At 43.1% G+C, this 15758-nt stretch carries 16 protein-coding genes; all 16 read right to left on the bottom strand.

What is annotated here, in order from left to right; genetic code table 11:
* Positions 1 to 2: 2 nt before the first annotated feature.
* The gene (locus L4C54_RS09835) at positions 3 to 755 is read right to left on the bottom strand and encodes a heme ABC transporter permease (protein WP_428808040.1); all 753 of its coding nucleotides are present in this window, start codon (positions 753 to 755) and stop codon (positions 3 to 5) included.
* A gap of 68 nt (positions 756 to 823) precedes the next feature.
* Positions 824 to 1492 carry a heme exporter protein CcmB gene (ccmB, locus tag L4C54_RS09830; RefSeq protein WP_428802500.1) on the bottom strand — a complete coding sequence of 223 codons (669 nt, stop codon included), beginning with the start codon at positions 1490 to 1492 and terminating at the stop codon, positions 824 to 826.
* A gap of 2 nt (positions 1493 to 1494) precedes the next feature.
* The gene (gene ccmA / locus L4C54_RS09825; protein ID WP_428808039.1) at positions 1495 to 2115 is read right to left on the bottom strand and encodes a cytochrome c biogenesis heme-transporting ATPase CcmA; all 621 of its coding nucleotides are present in this window, start codon (positions 2113 to 2115) and stop codon (positions 1495 to 1497) included.
* Positions 2116 to 2297: 182 nt separating this feature from the next.
* A complete protein-coding gene (locus L4C54_RS09820) occupies positions 2298 to 2792 on the bottom strand; it encodes a DUF2802 domain-containing protein (protein ID WP_428802502.1) in 495 nt (164 codons plus the stop codon).
* Positions 2792 to 3286: a chemotaxis protein CheW gene (locus tag L4C54_RS09815; protein WP_017035204.1), complete on the bottom strand. Its 495-nt coding sequence runs from the start codon at positions 3284 to 3286 to the stop codon at positions 2792 to 2794. The genes L4C54_RS09820 and L4C54_RS09815 overlap by 1 nt, the downstream gene beginning before the upstream one ends.
* A 34-nt stretch (positions 3287 to 3320) precedes the next feature.
* A complete protein-coding gene (locus L4C54_RS09810) occupies positions 3321 to 4307 on the bottom strand; it encodes a chemotaxis protein CheW (RefSeq protein WP_428808038.1) in 987 nt (328 codons plus the stop codon).
* Positions 4300 to 5076: a ParA family protein gene (locus L4C54_RS09805; protein WP_428802504.1), complete on the bottom strand. Its 777-nt coding sequence runs from the start codon at positions 5074 to 5076 to the stop codon at positions 4300 to 4302. The genes L4C54_RS09810 and L4C54_RS09805 overlap by 8 nt, the downstream gene beginning before the upstream one ends.
* 10 nt (positions 5077 to 5086) lie before the next feature.
* Entirely contained in the window at positions 5087 to 6196 is a 1110-nt protein-coding gene (locus L4C54_RS09800) for a protein-glutamate methylesterase/protein-glutamine glutaminase (protein ID WP_428808037.1), read from the bottom strand.
* 27 nt (positions 6197 to 6223) lie between these two features.
* Positions 6224 to 8455 (bottom strand): chemotaxis protein CheA, encoded by a 2232-nt coding sequence (locus tag L4C54_RS09795; protein ID WP_428808036.1) that lies wholly within the window; start codon positions 8453 to 8455, stop codon positions 6224 to 6226.
* 9 nt (positions 8456 to 8464) lie between these two features.
* Entirely contained in the window at positions 8465 to 9184 is a 720-nt protein-coding gene (locus L4C54_RS09790) for a protein phosphatase CheZ (protein ID WP_428808035.1), read from the bottom strand.
* 47 nt (positions 9185 to 9231) lie between these two features.
* Positions 9232 to 9600, bottom strand: a complete 369-nt coding sequence (cheY, locus tag L4C54_RS09785) for a chemotaxis response regulator CheY (protein WP_232767174.1) — start codon at positions 9598 to 9600, stop codon at positions 9232 to 9234.
* 45 nt (positions 9601 to 9645) lie between these two features.
* A complete protein-coding gene (locus L4C54_RS09780; protein ID WP_428808034.1) occupies positions 9646 to 10377 on the bottom strand; it encodes an RNA polymerase sigma factor FliA in 732 nt (243 codons plus the stop codon).
* Positions 10370 to 11257, bottom strand: a complete 888-nt coding sequence (locus tag L4C54_RS09775; RefSeq protein WP_428802509.1) for a MinD/ParA family protein — start codon at positions 11255 to 11257, stop codon at positions 10370 to 10372. The genes L4C54_RS09780 and L4C54_RS09775 overlap by 8 nt, the downstream gene beginning before the upstream one ends.
* 13 nt (positions 11258 to 11270) lie before the next feature.
* Positions 11271 to 12803 (bottom strand): flagellar biosynthesis GTPase FlhF, encoded by a 1533-nt coding sequence (gene flhF / locus L4C54_RS09770; protein ID WP_428802510.1) that lies wholly within the window; start codon positions 12801 to 12803, stop codon positions 11271 to 11273.
* A 37-nt stretch (positions 12804 to 12840) separates the two neighbouring features.
* Positions 12841 to 14934, bottom strand: a complete 2094-nt coding sequence (gene flhA / locus L4C54_RS09765; protein WP_428802511.1) for a flagellar biosynthesis protein FlhA — start codon at positions 14932 to 14934, stop codon at positions 12841 to 12843.
* Positions 14935 to 15102: 168 nt separating this feature from the next.
* A complete protein-coding gene (sixA, locus tag L4C54_RS09760; RefSeq protein ID WP_428808033.1) occupies positions 15103 to 15567 on the bottom strand; it encodes a phosphohistidine phosphatase SixA in 465 nt (154 codons plus the stop codon).
* Between the last annotated feature and the right edge of the window lie 191 nt (positions 15568 to 15758).

Here is a 15758-nt window from a genome sequence, read left to right as displayed (position 1 = left end):
GATTAAACTTCTCCCTGAGATTTCTTAGAAGCTAATTGAATAATCCATGGTCTGTGGCTTTCTTTGCTGATGATTTCATTGCGGAAACGAATCATGGTGACCCAACCAAAGAAAAATGCAAAACCAAATATATTGAGAAGCAATGGCCATAACATGTCGTTAGAAATGGAAGGCTTTTCAAATTTCGTGATCGTCGCACCTTGATGCAACGTATTCCACCACTCAACCGAGAAGTGAATAATAGGAAGATTCACCACACCAACGATCGCCAATATACCAGCAGCTTTCGCAGCGGTTTTTTGATCATCAAACGCGTGATAGAGAGCAATAACACCCAAATATAGAAATAGAAGAATGAGTTCTGCTGTTAATCGAGCATCCCATACCCACCATGTTCCCCACATTGGTTTACCCCAAACTGCGCCTGTTAACAGAGCAATAAAGGTGAACACTGCGCCAATAGGTGCCATGGCTGCAGCCGCCATACTTGATAAACGGACCTGCCAAACTAAGCCGATAAAGGCTGCAATCGCCATCGACATATATGCACCCATCGACCAAATAGCCGAAGGAACGTGAATATAGATTATCCGGAAACTGTTTCCTTGCTGATAATCAGAAGGTGCGTAAGCTAGGCCCCAAATGGTACCTAAAGAAAGACACAACAGTGCCAAGACTGCAAACCAAGGAATCAACTTACCGCATAATTGGTAAGAGGTTTCTGGCTTTGCATAAGGATGAAGCCATTTCCACATTGTAATTTCTCACTCTAACTTCGTTTAGACGAACTTAATGCCCGCTCTAGAATTATAAAAATAAACTTTTAATGGACACTCACGCGCAGTGCGGCGCTTATAGCAAATGGTGTTAATGTCATCGAACCGATAAACATGGCTCCTAGAATCGCTAATTGACCGTTGTATGCAACGCCTAGTGAAGCGGCATCTATCGCAGATGTAGCGAAGATCAATATTGGAATATAGAGCGGCAAAATTAGCAGACTCAATAATACTCCGCCCTTTTGTAAACCGACAGTAAGTGCGACACCAATTGCCCCTATAAAACTAAGCGTTGGTGTGCCGACAAGTAAGGTCAATACTACCGCCTTCCACGTATTAAAATCGAGTGATAGAAGAATCGACAACAACGGGCTAATAATGATCAACGGTAAACCCGTTAACACCCAGTGAGCGATAACTTTTGAGATCACTACGATTGGCAATGGAATTGGCATGAGCATCATTTGTTCTAACGCCCCATCTTGAAAATCATCTCGGAAAAGTCTTTCCAATGATAGAAGAGCTGATAGTAATGCTGCGACCCAAACAATACCTGCCGCTATTCTTGCCAGTAGATTTGGCTCAGGCCCTATACTCAACGGGAATAGAGTAATAACGATAATAAAAAACCACAATGGGTTAAAAATATCGGCTTGTCGGCGAAATGCGATCAATAATTCACGGCGAACAATGGTATTCATGATAGATATCATCGTTAATTACCTAACTTAATTTTTCTTAACTTAGGATTGTCGGTAAACATATCCTGGTGTGTCGTCAAAATGACTATCCCGCCATTTTCTGCATGCTCTAAAAATAGTGCTTCTAGAACTTTCACACCTTGTTTATCTATCGCAGTTAAAGGTTCGTCAAGAATCCACAATTTCTGGTTACTTAGCCAAAGGCGAGCCAAAGCAACTCGACGTTGCTGTCCAGCAGAGAGCTGTGCAACAGGCACATCTTCACGGCCCGCAAGCCCAACTTTCGTTAACGCTTTAAAAATAGTCTCTTTATCACGAGAACTCGGCGAGTGGATAGATTGATAGAAATGAAGATTTTCGAATGCTGTTAGTTCTCGCTTGACCCCAGTTTGGTGGCCAAGAAATAGTAATTCTTGATGAAAAGCGTCACGGTTAGATTCGATATTTTCTTGATTCCAAAAAATATCACCTTCATCGCGATCACCCAGTCCAGTAATAATACGCAGTAGTGTGGTTTTTCCGGTACCGTTTCGACCTTCTACTTGTACTAATTCCCCTTCATTTATCTGAAAAGATAGGGATTCAAACAGTACTCTTTCATCTCGGATGGCGGTTAGCTTTTTTACTTCTAGCATGTGTTGTCATCAAGAAAATTCATGAAACTTATATTAACACAGCCAACATCAGACGAAATAGGATAACAGCTTCATGAGTCACGAAACTACGTAAGAAACTGTTAATTTCTAATCACTTCTTGTCTCATTTACTACTTTGGAGTTACATATACAACAAAAGGAAGCGAGGCTTCCTTTTGTTATTATTTTCGATGATGCGCGGCTCTTGGCACTTGCTGTCGTTTATCAGGCTGTGCTTCTAAAGGAGGGACTTTTTCTTTTCCAGTCAACTTATTTTGTAGCGACATCATAAGCTCGGCTTCTGCTTTAGGTAACTCACACTCTTCGATGAGTTCATGAAGCCCTGCACCTAACTGGACCATCTTACTTGCTCTTGTATAGAGGCGACCGTCACTATCAGCATGTTCAAGTTCAGAGATCCGTTCATTTAAATGCTTAATGATATCTTGTTGCTCACTCACTCTTTGCCCTAACCCGACAACAACTGAGCGAACTTCAAGCAGCTGTTTATTAGATTTCTGTAACTCTTTATCTAAACCACGAAACTTTTGATGATAAAGCTCTCGCTGTTTTTTAGCGCGAGAAGCAGAGCGGTAAACCAATAAGCTAACCACAACAATAATAAAGCTTAGAACTCCCACTAAAATGGGAGTATTCATCATAAAATCAGGTGTCATTATAGATGAGCCATGTCATCCCATTCTTCATCAGAAAGAAGTTTATTAAGGTCTACCAAAATTAGCAATTTGCCATCTCGGTTACTCACACCTTGAATAAACTTAGCACTTTCATCAGTACCAACACTTGGGGTGGTATCGATTTCAGAAGAACGTAAGTAAACAACTTCAGCAACGCTGTCGACCAAAATACCGATAACTTGTCGCTCAGATTCAATAACGATAATACGAGTATTATCTGTTATTTCACCTTCCATCAAGCCAAAACGAGAGCGCGTGTCAATAACGGTAACAACGTTGCCACGAAGGTTGATAATACCTAATACGTAATCTGGCGCGCCTGGTACTGGTGCAATTTCGGTATAGCGTAGTACTTCACGAACCTGCATTACATTGATACCGTAAGTTTCTTCCTCAAGCTGGAACGTCACCCACTGAAGCACTTCGTCATTAGACTGATCTTTTCTTACTTCGACTTCATTAGATTGAGACATACCTTTTCCTCTCTAAGTCGTTTCCGACACAAATTTATTTATTAAGTGCTTTTACGTCAAGCCCTGCATTAAGCATAGCTATCAATGCTTCAACATGAATCAAAGCGCACATTTTTTCTTTAACCATTCCCGCAAGCCATGGACGTTTTCCGGCTGTCTTACGCCAACGGACTTTATCTGCACTTAGCGACTCCGTACCCTTCAATTCGGTACCAGCAAGTCCCCACATACTTTCACCCATCATTACTATATATTGATACTGTTCTTTATGGCTGTCATCCGTCAATTTCTCAGACATAACCCACTGAGCCGTATCTACTACATCTAACTGATTTTCTTTGCTTGTTTGTAAGCCTAAATACCAGTTAGGGCGACCAATGAGATTGCTTAATTCACCTAACCGATGAATGCCACCGAGTTCGTCAAGTGGTACTGCAAACATAACGCCATTAACGTCGAAGTAGAGCACCTGAAAATCTTGAACTCGCTCTGTGCTGTGCCAGACATCAACTTGGCTCCCACCTGTTTGAGTTTCAAGCTCTACCGCTGTATCTATCTCAACTTGTGGCTCTACAATTTCGAACTCTTGAACAACGGGTTCATCGACGGCTAAAACCTCTATGACCGTTTCTTCTACTTGTACTTCTTCAATGGCCATATCGTCAACTGGCCACTCTTGAATCTCTTCTTCTTGAGCTTTTTTATCCGCTGCGATTTGCAGAGTATTTTGATCAAGCACTTCTTCTAAATCGAGTTCAGCAACAGGGTTACTCGCTTCCATTTGCTGTAAAAGACGCTCAACATCTTCTAAGTTTGGAGCAACAATTTCATCACTGTGTACTTTGTAAAAGCTCTTTTCGGCTACTTCTACTTGTGCTTCAAGTTCCGGCTCAAGCTCTACAGGTGGTTCGATGTTCTCAGCGACACTTTCTTCGGAGAGTTGCATTTCCTCTTCATCTAACAGCGCTGTAAAATACTCGTCGAGTGCTTGCTCACTAGAAATAAGCGTATGATTACTCATTAATGCCTAGCCTCTCGAGAAATAGTAATAATTGCTTGTACGCAAAAACACCTCGGCTCCCTGCTGCGAAGTGGGACACTGGCAAGTGGCGTAAGCTTGCATCTCGAAATTTCGTATCAATCGGCACTGCAGAATTCCAAACTTGATCGGGATAATCTTTTTTCAGCTGATTAAGTGTATGAAGTGACGCATTTGTGCGTTTGTCATACATAGTTGGCACGATGGTAACTTTAAACCCTTTATTGCGTGATTTTTGCATAATAGCGAGGGTTCGAACCATACGCTCTAGCCCCTTCATTGCCAAAAACTCGGTTTGAACTGGGATAAGAATTCGATCACTAGCCGCCAGTGCATTAACCATCATAACGCCGAGAATAGGCGGACAATCAATAAGAACATAATCATAGTTAGCACGTAACGCGAGAAGGGCTCTCTTTAAAATAAGCCCCATACCGCTACGATTGCCCATCACTCTGTCTAGAGTTGCGAGAGACATATGAGCTGGAATGATGTCTATACCTTCGATCTCCGTTTTTAAAATCAAAGGGTTCACAGTTTGCTCTGTGTATTCCTTCAATTGAAAAAGATCAAATAGACTCGCAGGAACATCATCGGAGTCATAACCTAGGTAGGTTGTTAAAGACCCATGTGGGTCAGTATCAACCAGTAGGACTCTCTTTCCTTGCTTGCTTAACAAACCAGCTAGCGTGATGGTCGTCGTTGTTTTGCCAACACCACCCTTTTGGTTTGCTACACTCCAAACTATCATTAAGTTTCCTCTACCCGATACCAACTTCAACGAGCATACGTTCTGCAATACGATCTAGTGGTAAATCTTCAGTTGAGATTCCCGCCTTTGCTACAGCTTGTGGCATTCCATATACAACGCAGCTCTCTTCGTCTTGCGCCCATATAGTAGCACCAGCCGATTTAAGCATTCTTGCGCCTTCTCTACCATCGGCCCCCATTCCGGTTAATACCATCGATAGAACTTTATCAGCGTATATTTTAGCCGCAGACCCAAAAGTAACATCAACACACGGCTTGTAATTCATTCGCTCACCACCATCAATGACTCTCAACCTTGCAGAGCCTGGACGACCGTCAACCATCATTTGTTTGCCACCTGGCGCTAGATACGCAACACCCGGACGCAACATATCACCATCTTGCGCTTCTTTAACTTCAACTTTACACAACGAATTCAGCCTACTTGCAAAAGCTGAAGTAAACGTCGCAGGCATATGCTGAATCAACAATATTGGATGAGGATAATTAGCCGGTAATTTGGTTAAGATTTTCTGTAACGCTACTGGGCCGCCAGTCGATGTACCAATTGCTGTTAATTGATATTTTTTACCGCTAGCTTTAAATCGACCAGTTGCAGTTGGTACCACAGGACGGGCAGTACGAGTGCCAATAGCGGGCTTTGGAGCTAATGCTGATGTGCTAGTTGGACGAGGAGCGACAGGGGCTCTTCTCATCATTGCGCGCTTTGATGCTATTTGAATAACACGCTGCTGAAGTAATGCTACGGCATCATCTCGATTACGTGCAATATCCTCAAATTTCTTAGGTAGAAAATCGAGTGCGCCAGCGTCTAATGCGTCAAGTGTGGCCTTAGCACCATCATGAGTTAACGATGAGAACATCAGTATTGGCGTTGGGCAGGCTGCCATAATCTGTTTTACAGCCGTTATGCCATCCATTACAGGCATCTCAATGTCCATGGTAATAACGTCAGGCTTTAGCGTTTTCGCTTTTTCAACAGCCTCTTTACCATTAACAGCAACATCCATCACTTCTAATCGCGATTCTGAATTAATGATCTCGCTGACTCTACGCCTAAAGAAGCTAGAATCATCTACTACGAGTACTTTAATCGCCATAGGTTCCCTTTTATCTGTTGACGTAAATTAGATTCTTGATGCGGCAGCGTACTGCTTCAAAAGATCTGGTACGTCTAAAATTAGTGCAATGTGTCCATCACTAGTGATTGTTGCACCGGCCATACCAGGCGTGCCTTGCAGCAAGTTATCAAGTGGTTTAATCACCACCTCTTCTTGACCAATCAAGGTATCAACAACAAACCCGACTCTCTGGCTGCCAATTTGCACAATAACAACATGACCGTGTCCTTTTCTCAATTCAACAACACCGGCTTGAGGTGCTAGCCAATTCTGCAAATAGAACAGTGGAATAGACTTTTCTCGAACAATAATGGTGAGTTGACCATCGACTACGTTCGTACGGCTTAAATCAAGATGGAAAATCTCATTTACACTTGCGAGTGGTAGTGCAAAAGGATGCCCCGCCACACCGACCATTAACGTTGGTAAGATCGCAAGCGTCAACGGAACTTTGATAGTAATTTTGGTACCTTTGCCTAGCTCAGAATCGATATCGATAGAACCATTCAATGTGTTGATTGCGGTTTTCACCACGTCCATACCAACACCACGTCCAGAAATATCAGAGATCTTCTCTTTACTTGAGAAGCCCGGCATAAAGATTAAGTTAAAACACTCTTTATTAGACAAGCGAGACGCTGCGTCTTCATCCATCATGCCACGCTTAACGGCAATCGCACGAAGCTTATCAGGCTCCATACCACCACCATCATCAACGATGGCCAGTTCAATATGGTCACCTTCCTGAGAAGCAGAAAGTATCACTTTACCATTGCGAGGTTTACCTGCCTTTGCGCGATCATCAGGCATTTCGATACCATGATCGACCGAGTTTCTCACCAAGTGAATCAGTGGATCGGCTAGAGCTTCAACAAGGTTTTTATCTAAATCAGTATCTTCACCACGCATTTCAAGCGTAATGTCTTTATCCAAACTACGCGCTAAATCACGTACAACTCGTGGGAAGCGACCAAACACTTTCTTAATTGGCTGCATACGAGTTTTCATTACCGCACCTTGTAGGTCTGCAGTAACGACATCTAAATTTGATACAGCTTTCGCCATCTCTTCATCGTTGCTGTTTAACCCAAGGCTAAGCAGTCGGTTTCGAACCAATACCAACTCACCAACCATATTCATAATGGTATCAAGCGTTGAAGTATCTACACGCACTGTGGCTTCTGCTTGCGGTTTTTTCGCTTGAGTTGCAGGAACAGGCGCTTCTTTCTTCGCTGGTGGTTTAGCTTCGGCTTTAGGTGCAGGTTTTGGCTGTGCTACAGGTTTTGGAGCAGGCGCAGCTTTTGGTGCAGGTGGCGGTGGTGCTGCCGCGGCGGCAGGCTGAGTTGCTGCGTCTAATTCATCCGGAGAAGGACCTTTACCCGAACCATGTAAATCATCAAGAAGCTTTTCAAACTCAGCGTCAGACATTAAATCATCACCACCGGCAGCTGCAGCAGGAGCTTTAGGCGGAACAGGTGCTGGAGGAGGTGTTGGAGCTTGCGTTGATGCGGCTTGAGGGCTTTTCCCTGAACCATGCAATTCATCTAAAAGCTTTTCAAACTCATCATCGGTAATATCACCGCTCATATCTGCACTTGCAGCTGGAGCCGCTGGCTTAGCTGGTTCTGTTGCTGCAGGCGTAGAGGCTGCTAGATTTGGCGCAGTACCTTTACCGTGTAGTTCATCAAGAAGCTTTTCAAACTCATCTTGAGTGATTTCATCAAGTGACCCTACAGAATCCGTTGATGCGGCAGGGGCAGCTGAAACAGGTTCTGGAGTGGGTGTAGCGACTGGCTCAGGAGCTACAGCCTCAGGTGCAGCAGGCTCTTCGGCTACTTCATCTTCAGACTCAGGTCGACACATGCGATGAAGCTCATCAAGTAGTTCTTGATCTGCCACTGGAAGCGGTGTTGAGTCTTGAACCGCTTTAAACTGCGCGTTAACGGTATCTAAAGCGCGCAACATCGTATCCATTAAACCTGAACTTACTGATCGCTGTCCATTACGCAAAATATCAAACACGTTTTCAGCGCCGTGACAGGTATCAACCAGTTCCGTTAGGGAAAGGAAGCCCGCGCCACCTTTAACTGTGTGAAACCCACGGAATATAGCGTTGAGAAGTTCTTTATCGTCAGGGTTATTTTCTAGCTCAACAAGTTGTTCAGAAAGTAATTCGAGTATTTCACCCGCCTCAACTAAAAAGTCCTGCAGAATATCTTCGTCTAAATCATAGCTCATACGTTACCCCTAAAACCCAAGACTTGAGAGTAAGTCATCGACTTCATCTTGAGATGAAACTGCATCCGTTCGCTCATTAGGATTCAAAATTGGTCCTTCAGGACTGATTGATGCTTTATTCTTGTTATCTTCTGATTCTTGCTTTTGGCTAGTACCAAATACAGTAAGAATCTCAACTAAGCGATCTTCAACTTCATTAACCAATGTGATGACACGGCTAATTATTTGCCCGGTAAGATCTTGGAAATCTTGTGCCATCAATATTTCAGTCAATTGGCCTTTCAACTCAGTGCTATCACCTTCGACTTCAGTTAGTAATCCGTCGATGCGGTGACACAGTGCTTTAAACTGAGCTAATTCAATTCGACCGTGCATTAACTCATTCCATTGAGGCCTTACTTGTATAAGGCCCTCATGAAGGTTATTTGCGATAGGCATACAACGGTCAACGGCATCCATTGTTTTATTGGCTGCAACTTCCGTTTTTTCTATAACGTATTTCAACCTATCGCGAGCATCGGGAATCTCATCTTTTGCGATTTCACTCATGCGTTCATCAATATGAAAGTTCTGAAGTGAATCGTGGAGATCTCGAGTCAGCGCTCCTATCTCATTAAGCATGGAGCTATCTCCACTCTCATAGATAGTTTTTACCAGCGTGTCAGCTTCCTGTTGTTGCTCACTCTCAAGTAGCTCGACAAGTTGTTTTGCCTGTTCTAGTGAAATCATCCTGATTTGGCCTTAATTGCGCTTAATAATTGTCTACAACTTTTGACTTATAAACGCTCAAAAATTTTATCAAGTTTTTCTTTAAGCGTAGCTGCCGTGAATGGTTTAACAATGTATCCGTTAACACCAGCTTGTGCAGCTTCGATAATCTGCTCACGCTTCGCTTCTGCAGTGATCATTAATACTGGCAGATGCTTTAATTCTTCATCGGCTCTAATATTTTTTAGTAAGTCGATTCCCTGCATTCCTGGCATGTTCCAGTCTGTTACGACAAAATCAAACTCGCCTTTTTTTAACATTGGCAACGCAGTAAGACCGTCATCTGCTTCTTGAGTATTATTAAACCCCAAGTCACGTAGTAGGTTTTTAACGATACGACGCATTGTTGAAAAATCATCAACAATAAGGATCTTCATATTTTTATTCAAAATTGCCTCCACTGAGAGTGATATCAGTGATTGTTATTCATGTTCAGTCCAAGCACTTAACTTAGTACGTAGACGCTGCATTGATTGGCTTAATATTTGGCTGACACGAGATTCGCTCACACCAATAATTTCACCAATTTCTTTTAAGTTTAACTCTTCATCATAATAAAGCGAAAGTACTAAGGCTTCACGCTCTGGTAGCGATTTTATTGATTCTATTAATGCTTTTCTAAAAAACTCATCCGCAACACCGCTAAACGGAGTGTTTTTATCATCTTCTACCGGAGAAATAGCATCGTCTGAGATACCTAAATCTTCAATACCAACTAACCGAGAACAATTTATATCTGTTAAAACAGTGTGGTACTGTTTTAACGACATATCTAGGCGATTTGCAACTTCAGCGTCAGTTGGGTCTCTATTTAGCTCCCCTTCTAACGTGGATATTGCTTGGCCAATTTCTCTATTATGCTTGTGAACTGAGCGCGGAACCCAGTCTCCCCGACGAATATCATCGAGCATAGCCCCGCGAATTCGTATACCTGCATAGGTTTCAAAGCTTGCGCCTTTACTGCCGTCGTAATTTTTTTGAGCTTCAAGTAGGCCGATCATGCCAGCTTGAATTAAGTCATCGACTTGTACACTTGGGGGAAGACGTCCAATGAGGTGGTGCGCTATGCGTTTAACCAACACGGAATATTTCTCCAAAAATAATTTTTGGCTATTTTGATTCGCGTATTGATCGTAAGTCAGCGCTTTATTCACTCAGTGATTCCCCTAATATGTCGGTCCGATTTAGCAATCGCTCAACAAAAAATTCCAAATGCCCACTTGGCGTTTTGGGTATCGGCCATGTTACTGCTTTGTTCGCTAGTGAACTAATGGCCAATGCTGCAGGAGATCTCGGAAATGCATCCACTACAATCTTTTGTTTTTTAACCGCTTGACGCACTTTATCATCTAATGGGATACATGCTACGAGTTCAAGGCTGACATTCAAGAACCTCTCTGTGACCAAGGTCAACTTTGCGAATAATTCTCGCCCTTCTCGATAGCTTCTGACCATATTTGCAACAATCTTAAAGCGTTGAACCTGATGCTCTTTGCTCAAAAGTTTGATCAGTGCATATGCATCTGTGATCGATGTAGGCTCATCACAAACAACAACAACAACGTCTTGTGCTGCGCGCGAGAAACTGACAACCATGTCTGAGATACCCGCTGCGGTATCTATTAACAGTATGTCCATTTCCTCTTCTAAGCTACCAAACGCACGAATTAATCCGACATGTTGTGCGTGAGATAGCTCTGTCATGCTTTGCGTTCCTGATGTCGCAGGAATGATTTTGATGCCATGTGGGCCTTCCACAATCGCATCTCGAAGCTCGCATTCGCCCGCCAATACATGACCCAGATTTCGTTTTGGACGAATTCCAAGCATGATATCAACGTTCGCTAACCCTAAGTCAGCATCCAGCACAGTCACTTTTTTACCTTGGCGCGCCATACAAATAGCTAGCCCCAAAGTTACATTTGATTTACCAACACCACCTTTACCACCAGTCACAGAAATAACTTTCGTCTGTGATGGTTGAGTTAATCGGCGTAAGCCACTTGCTTGGTCATGAATCATTTTATCTGTCATATAATTGCGCCGCCTAGAGCCCCTCTTCTGAGTCACTATTCCAGTAGTGAGGTTCATTATCTGTCGACTTTTCAAGTAATTCGTTCGCTTTCGCTACCATGTATTTTGGTTGTGCCAAAACAATATCTTCAGGTACTCGCTGACCATTTGCTATATAAGCAACGGGTAAGGCGTTTTGAACAATAACACTTAAAAACTCACCCAAACTGAGTGATTCATCCAGTTTAGTCATGATGCAACCAGAGAGCGGTATTCTTCTAAAATGCTCTATGGTTTCTTGTAAAACTTTTCGTTGAGCAGTGGCTGGTAATACTAGATAACTGTGTATCACCTCACCACTCTCTTGCATAAGCGTGTCTAGTTGCTCTGATAAGCGCACATCACGCTGCCCCATACCGGCTGTATCGACCAAAATTAAACGGCGATTTCTCAACTGATATATTACATCGGCTAACTCATTGGAATCTTTAGCAACTCTTACAGGACACCCCATAATTCTTCCATAAATGGAGAGTTGCTCGTGTGCGCCAATTCGATAGGTGTCTGTTGTTACTAATGCTACGTTATCAGACCCATATTCCATCGCGGCACGTGCTGCCAATTTAGCAATGGTGGTTGTTTTACCTACGCCGGTTGGCCCAAGTAACGCAACAATACCACCACGTTTTAAAATATCTGTTTTTGCGACTGGTATTTGATCAGCCACTAGACCTAGCAAGGCTTTCCACGCTTTGGGTGGTGCTGTATCTTCCGGGATGTAACATGCCAGTTGATCCGCTAACTCAAGGGATACACCCATTCTTTCTAATCGCTTGATTAGCATTGCTCGCAGTGGTTCACGTCGTTCAACTTCTTGCCACATAAGCCCCGACACTTGATGCTCAAGTAAGCGACGAATTGACGTCATCTCTTCTCGCATCCCTTCAAGCTCTTCTGCTCCTGCGTTTTGTTCTTCGCGGCGAGGCTTGTCGTATCGAGTTGGGTCAAGCTTAGGAGCACCTCTTTCAGTGCGTCTATCTTGAGCAATCAACTTAGCTAAAGGTGAGTCTGGATTAGACAACATACCGTTAGCGTTATTTTCGTTATTCGGCCTGTTAGAGGCACGATTATTATTTGAACTACGTTCTGCACTTCGCTGACGCTTAAGAAGTGCCGTCAATGAATCTTCATTGTCTGCTCGATGCTCTGATTCAGGTTCGCCGTTACTGTATTGCTTTAGCATGTTAGCAAAGCGCTTAGTCATGGATTTTCCTGAATCGGCACCTGCTTGTAAGCTTACCTTGTCATTAGCAAGCTGGCGGGGCGTCGGCTGTGGTTTTGCAGCGGCCGCTTGTGTAGATTCATTTCTTGGTCTGGAGGTATAGTTAGTCGCTGATTGGCTACCTGCTGTTTGGCGAGGTGCTTGATCACCATCTACAGCTGCAACAATTTCTACACCACCGGCGACTTTTTTATTAGACATGATCACCGCTTCAGCACCGAGTTCTTCTTTGACTTGAAGCAGTGCAGAGCGCATATCTTTGGCAAAAAATCGTTTAATTTTCAAAGTCTATGTCCATATTTGAATTGGTCTAGCAAGTCCCTTAATTTCCAACCGCTTGTACAATTCGTATTTGTTTCTCATCTGGAATTTCTTGATAAGACAACACCCTCAATGATGGGATAGTGTTCTTAACAAACTTCGCAAGGGTTGAACGCAGTACACCAGAAGTTAACAATACAGCTGGCTCACCTTTTAATTCTTGTTCTTGAGTCGCTTGGCTTAATGAGCTTTGCAGTCGTTCTGCTAACCCAGGCTCAATACCCGCTGACTCTCCCCCTGATGCTTGCATAGTCTGATGCAATATTTGTTCCAGCTCAGGAATCAAGGTAATCACTGGCAGTTCTGGCTCTATGCCATTGATTTCCTGAACAATTAATCGTTTCAAAGAAATACGAACTGCTGCTGTCAAAATGTCAGGTTCTTGACTCTTACTAGAGTATTCAGACAAGGTTTGAACGATTGTTCTGATATCTCTAATCGGTATCGCTTCATTGAGTAAGTTTTGTAGAACCTTAACTACGGTGCCTAATTGCAACTGATCGGGTACAAAATTCTCAACCAGTTTAGGTGCACTTCTTGATAGCATTTCCATCAAGTTTTGAACTTCTTCATGACCAATTAATTGTGATGCGTTATTGGTTAATAATTGACTCAAATGAGTCGCAAGTACAGTTGATGAATCCACCACTGTGTAACCTAACGCTTGAGCATGCTCTCGTTGCTCTTCACGAATCCATACTGCTTCTAGACCAAAAGCGGGATCGATCGTGTGCTCACCTTCTATCATTCCATAAACTTGACCCGGATTTATCGCCAACTCTTGATCCGGGCGAATTTCAGCTTCACCAACCGCCACCCCCATCAAGGTGATGCGATAACTGTTAGGCGTGAGCTCTAAGTTGTCGCGAATATGTACCGCTGGAATAAGAAAACCAAAATCTTGGGAGAGTTTTTTTCTCACCCCTTTAACCCGTTCTAAAAGCTCACCACCTTGATCTCGGTCGACCAGTGGAATGAGCCTATATCCTACTTCTAATCCAATAATATCAACGGGCTGAACATCATCCCAAGAGAGTTCTTTGGGCGTCGATGACTCTTTCTCGATTGTTGCTGGCAGCTTGGCTTCTTCTTCCGTTTTCTTCTGCTTACGAGTAATAACATAAGCACTCCCCCCTGCAATCGCAGCCAATAACAGGAAGGCAAAGTGAGGCATACCGGGAACAACCCCCATAACCGCTAGAATAGCTGCAGTTATGGTTAGAGCTTTTGGGTTATCAAACATTTGGAAGACAACTTGCTGGCCCATGTCTTCGTCGGTATTTTGGCGAGTAACCATCATGGCAGCGCCAATTGACAGTAATAGCGAAGGTATTTGTGCAACTAGACCATCACCGATCGTCAACAAGGTGTAGATTTCGATTGCTTCTCCGAAGCCTAAACCATATTGCGCCATACCGATGGCCAGGCCACCGATAATATTGATAAACAGTATCAATATGCCCGCAATCGCATCACCTTTAACAAACTTTGAAGCTCCGTCCATTGAACCGTAAAAGTCAGCTTCTTTGGTCACTTCAAAGCGTCGTAATCGGGCTTGGTCTTGATCAATTAGGCCTGCATTCAAATCCGCATCGATTGCCATTTGCTTACCAGGCAAGGCATCCAGCGTAAAGCGGGCACTTACTTCTGAAATTCGTCCTGCACCTTTAGTCACAACCATAAAGTTAATGATCATCAAGATAAGGAATACAACTAGACCTACAGCGTAATTACCACCGATAACAACGTTACCAAACGCTTCAATCACTTTACCCGCAGAGCCCGGCCCTTCGTGACCATGTAATAAAACGACACGAGTCGAGGCAACATTAAGTGCTAAACGCAATAATGTGGCGATAAGTAGGACGGTAGGAAACGCAGCGAAATCTAACGGCCGACGTGTGTAAACCGTAACTAATAAAACGACCATCGCTAAAGCGATATTGAAGGTAAATGAAAGATCGAGGATAAACGCTGGAATCGGTAAGATTATCATTCCCAACGTCGCCAGTACCATTACTGGCGCGCCTATAGCCGGCATACTACGCTGTGGGATTGATGGAAGTTTATCCGCAAATGGAAGAGTAAATTTCATAGATTCGCTAGTGGCCTGAATTCTAAAATTAGCTTTCTTTAAATAGATTTATCCGTGGATGCAAGATTTAGTCCACCGAACACGTCAAAAAGTTGGCTGAAAATAGGTGCCCGGAGATCAAATAGTTACCCTGAGATCAGATATTTACTCTGCGTGAATATTCAACATCTAGCTATGAATATTCCACAGCAAGGTTCCATTTTGTTTTTTTGCATCAAATTCGATACAAACAAGCCCTGACGTAGGGAACATAGGGGGAACAATGTCAGTAACAAACTCTGCAGTTAAATAGCTGACTAATGGTAAGTGAGAAACCAACAATATAGATTCAGGTTTTTCTAGTTCAATCAGTGCATTGACATAATCAAAGACCTGAGGCGATTGACCGTAAGGAGTAATATCATCACAAGTCTCGACTTGGTTAGCCGTGAATTCTTGGCTGATCGCCTTCCATGTCTGCTGCGCTCTTAAGTAAGGACTCACTAGCACTTTATCAAACTGTGAGAAACCTTGCTGGGTACATGCCTTTGCAACCGAAATTGAGGCTGAACGACCACCAACGGTTAATGCTCTTTCTGCATCTGAAGCAGCAAAGTGTTCTGCTTCACCATGACGCATAATAAAAATTTTCATTTTGGGCTTCCTAAAAACATTTGAGTTTGGTGAAAATAATCACTTCAATTGCAGTCTATCGCTGCTCTATCAATTTATTATTACTTATGGATAATTATATCAAGCGCCATGCTAATTCGGTTGGCTTTTCTAACAATCTATTGAAATCCGAGACTTAAGTAACGTTTATTATAACTATTAGCAGGCCTAAG

Source organism: Vibrio lamellibrachiae (genome assembly GCF_050337265.1).
Taxonomy (GTDB): domain Bacteria; phylum Pseudomonadota; class Gammaproteobacteria; order Enterobacterales; family Vibrionaceae; genus Vibrio; species Vibrio kyushuensis.
The sequence above is the reverse complement of the archived record's forward strand: the minus strand, read 5'-3'. Positions and strand labels throughout refer to the sequence as shown.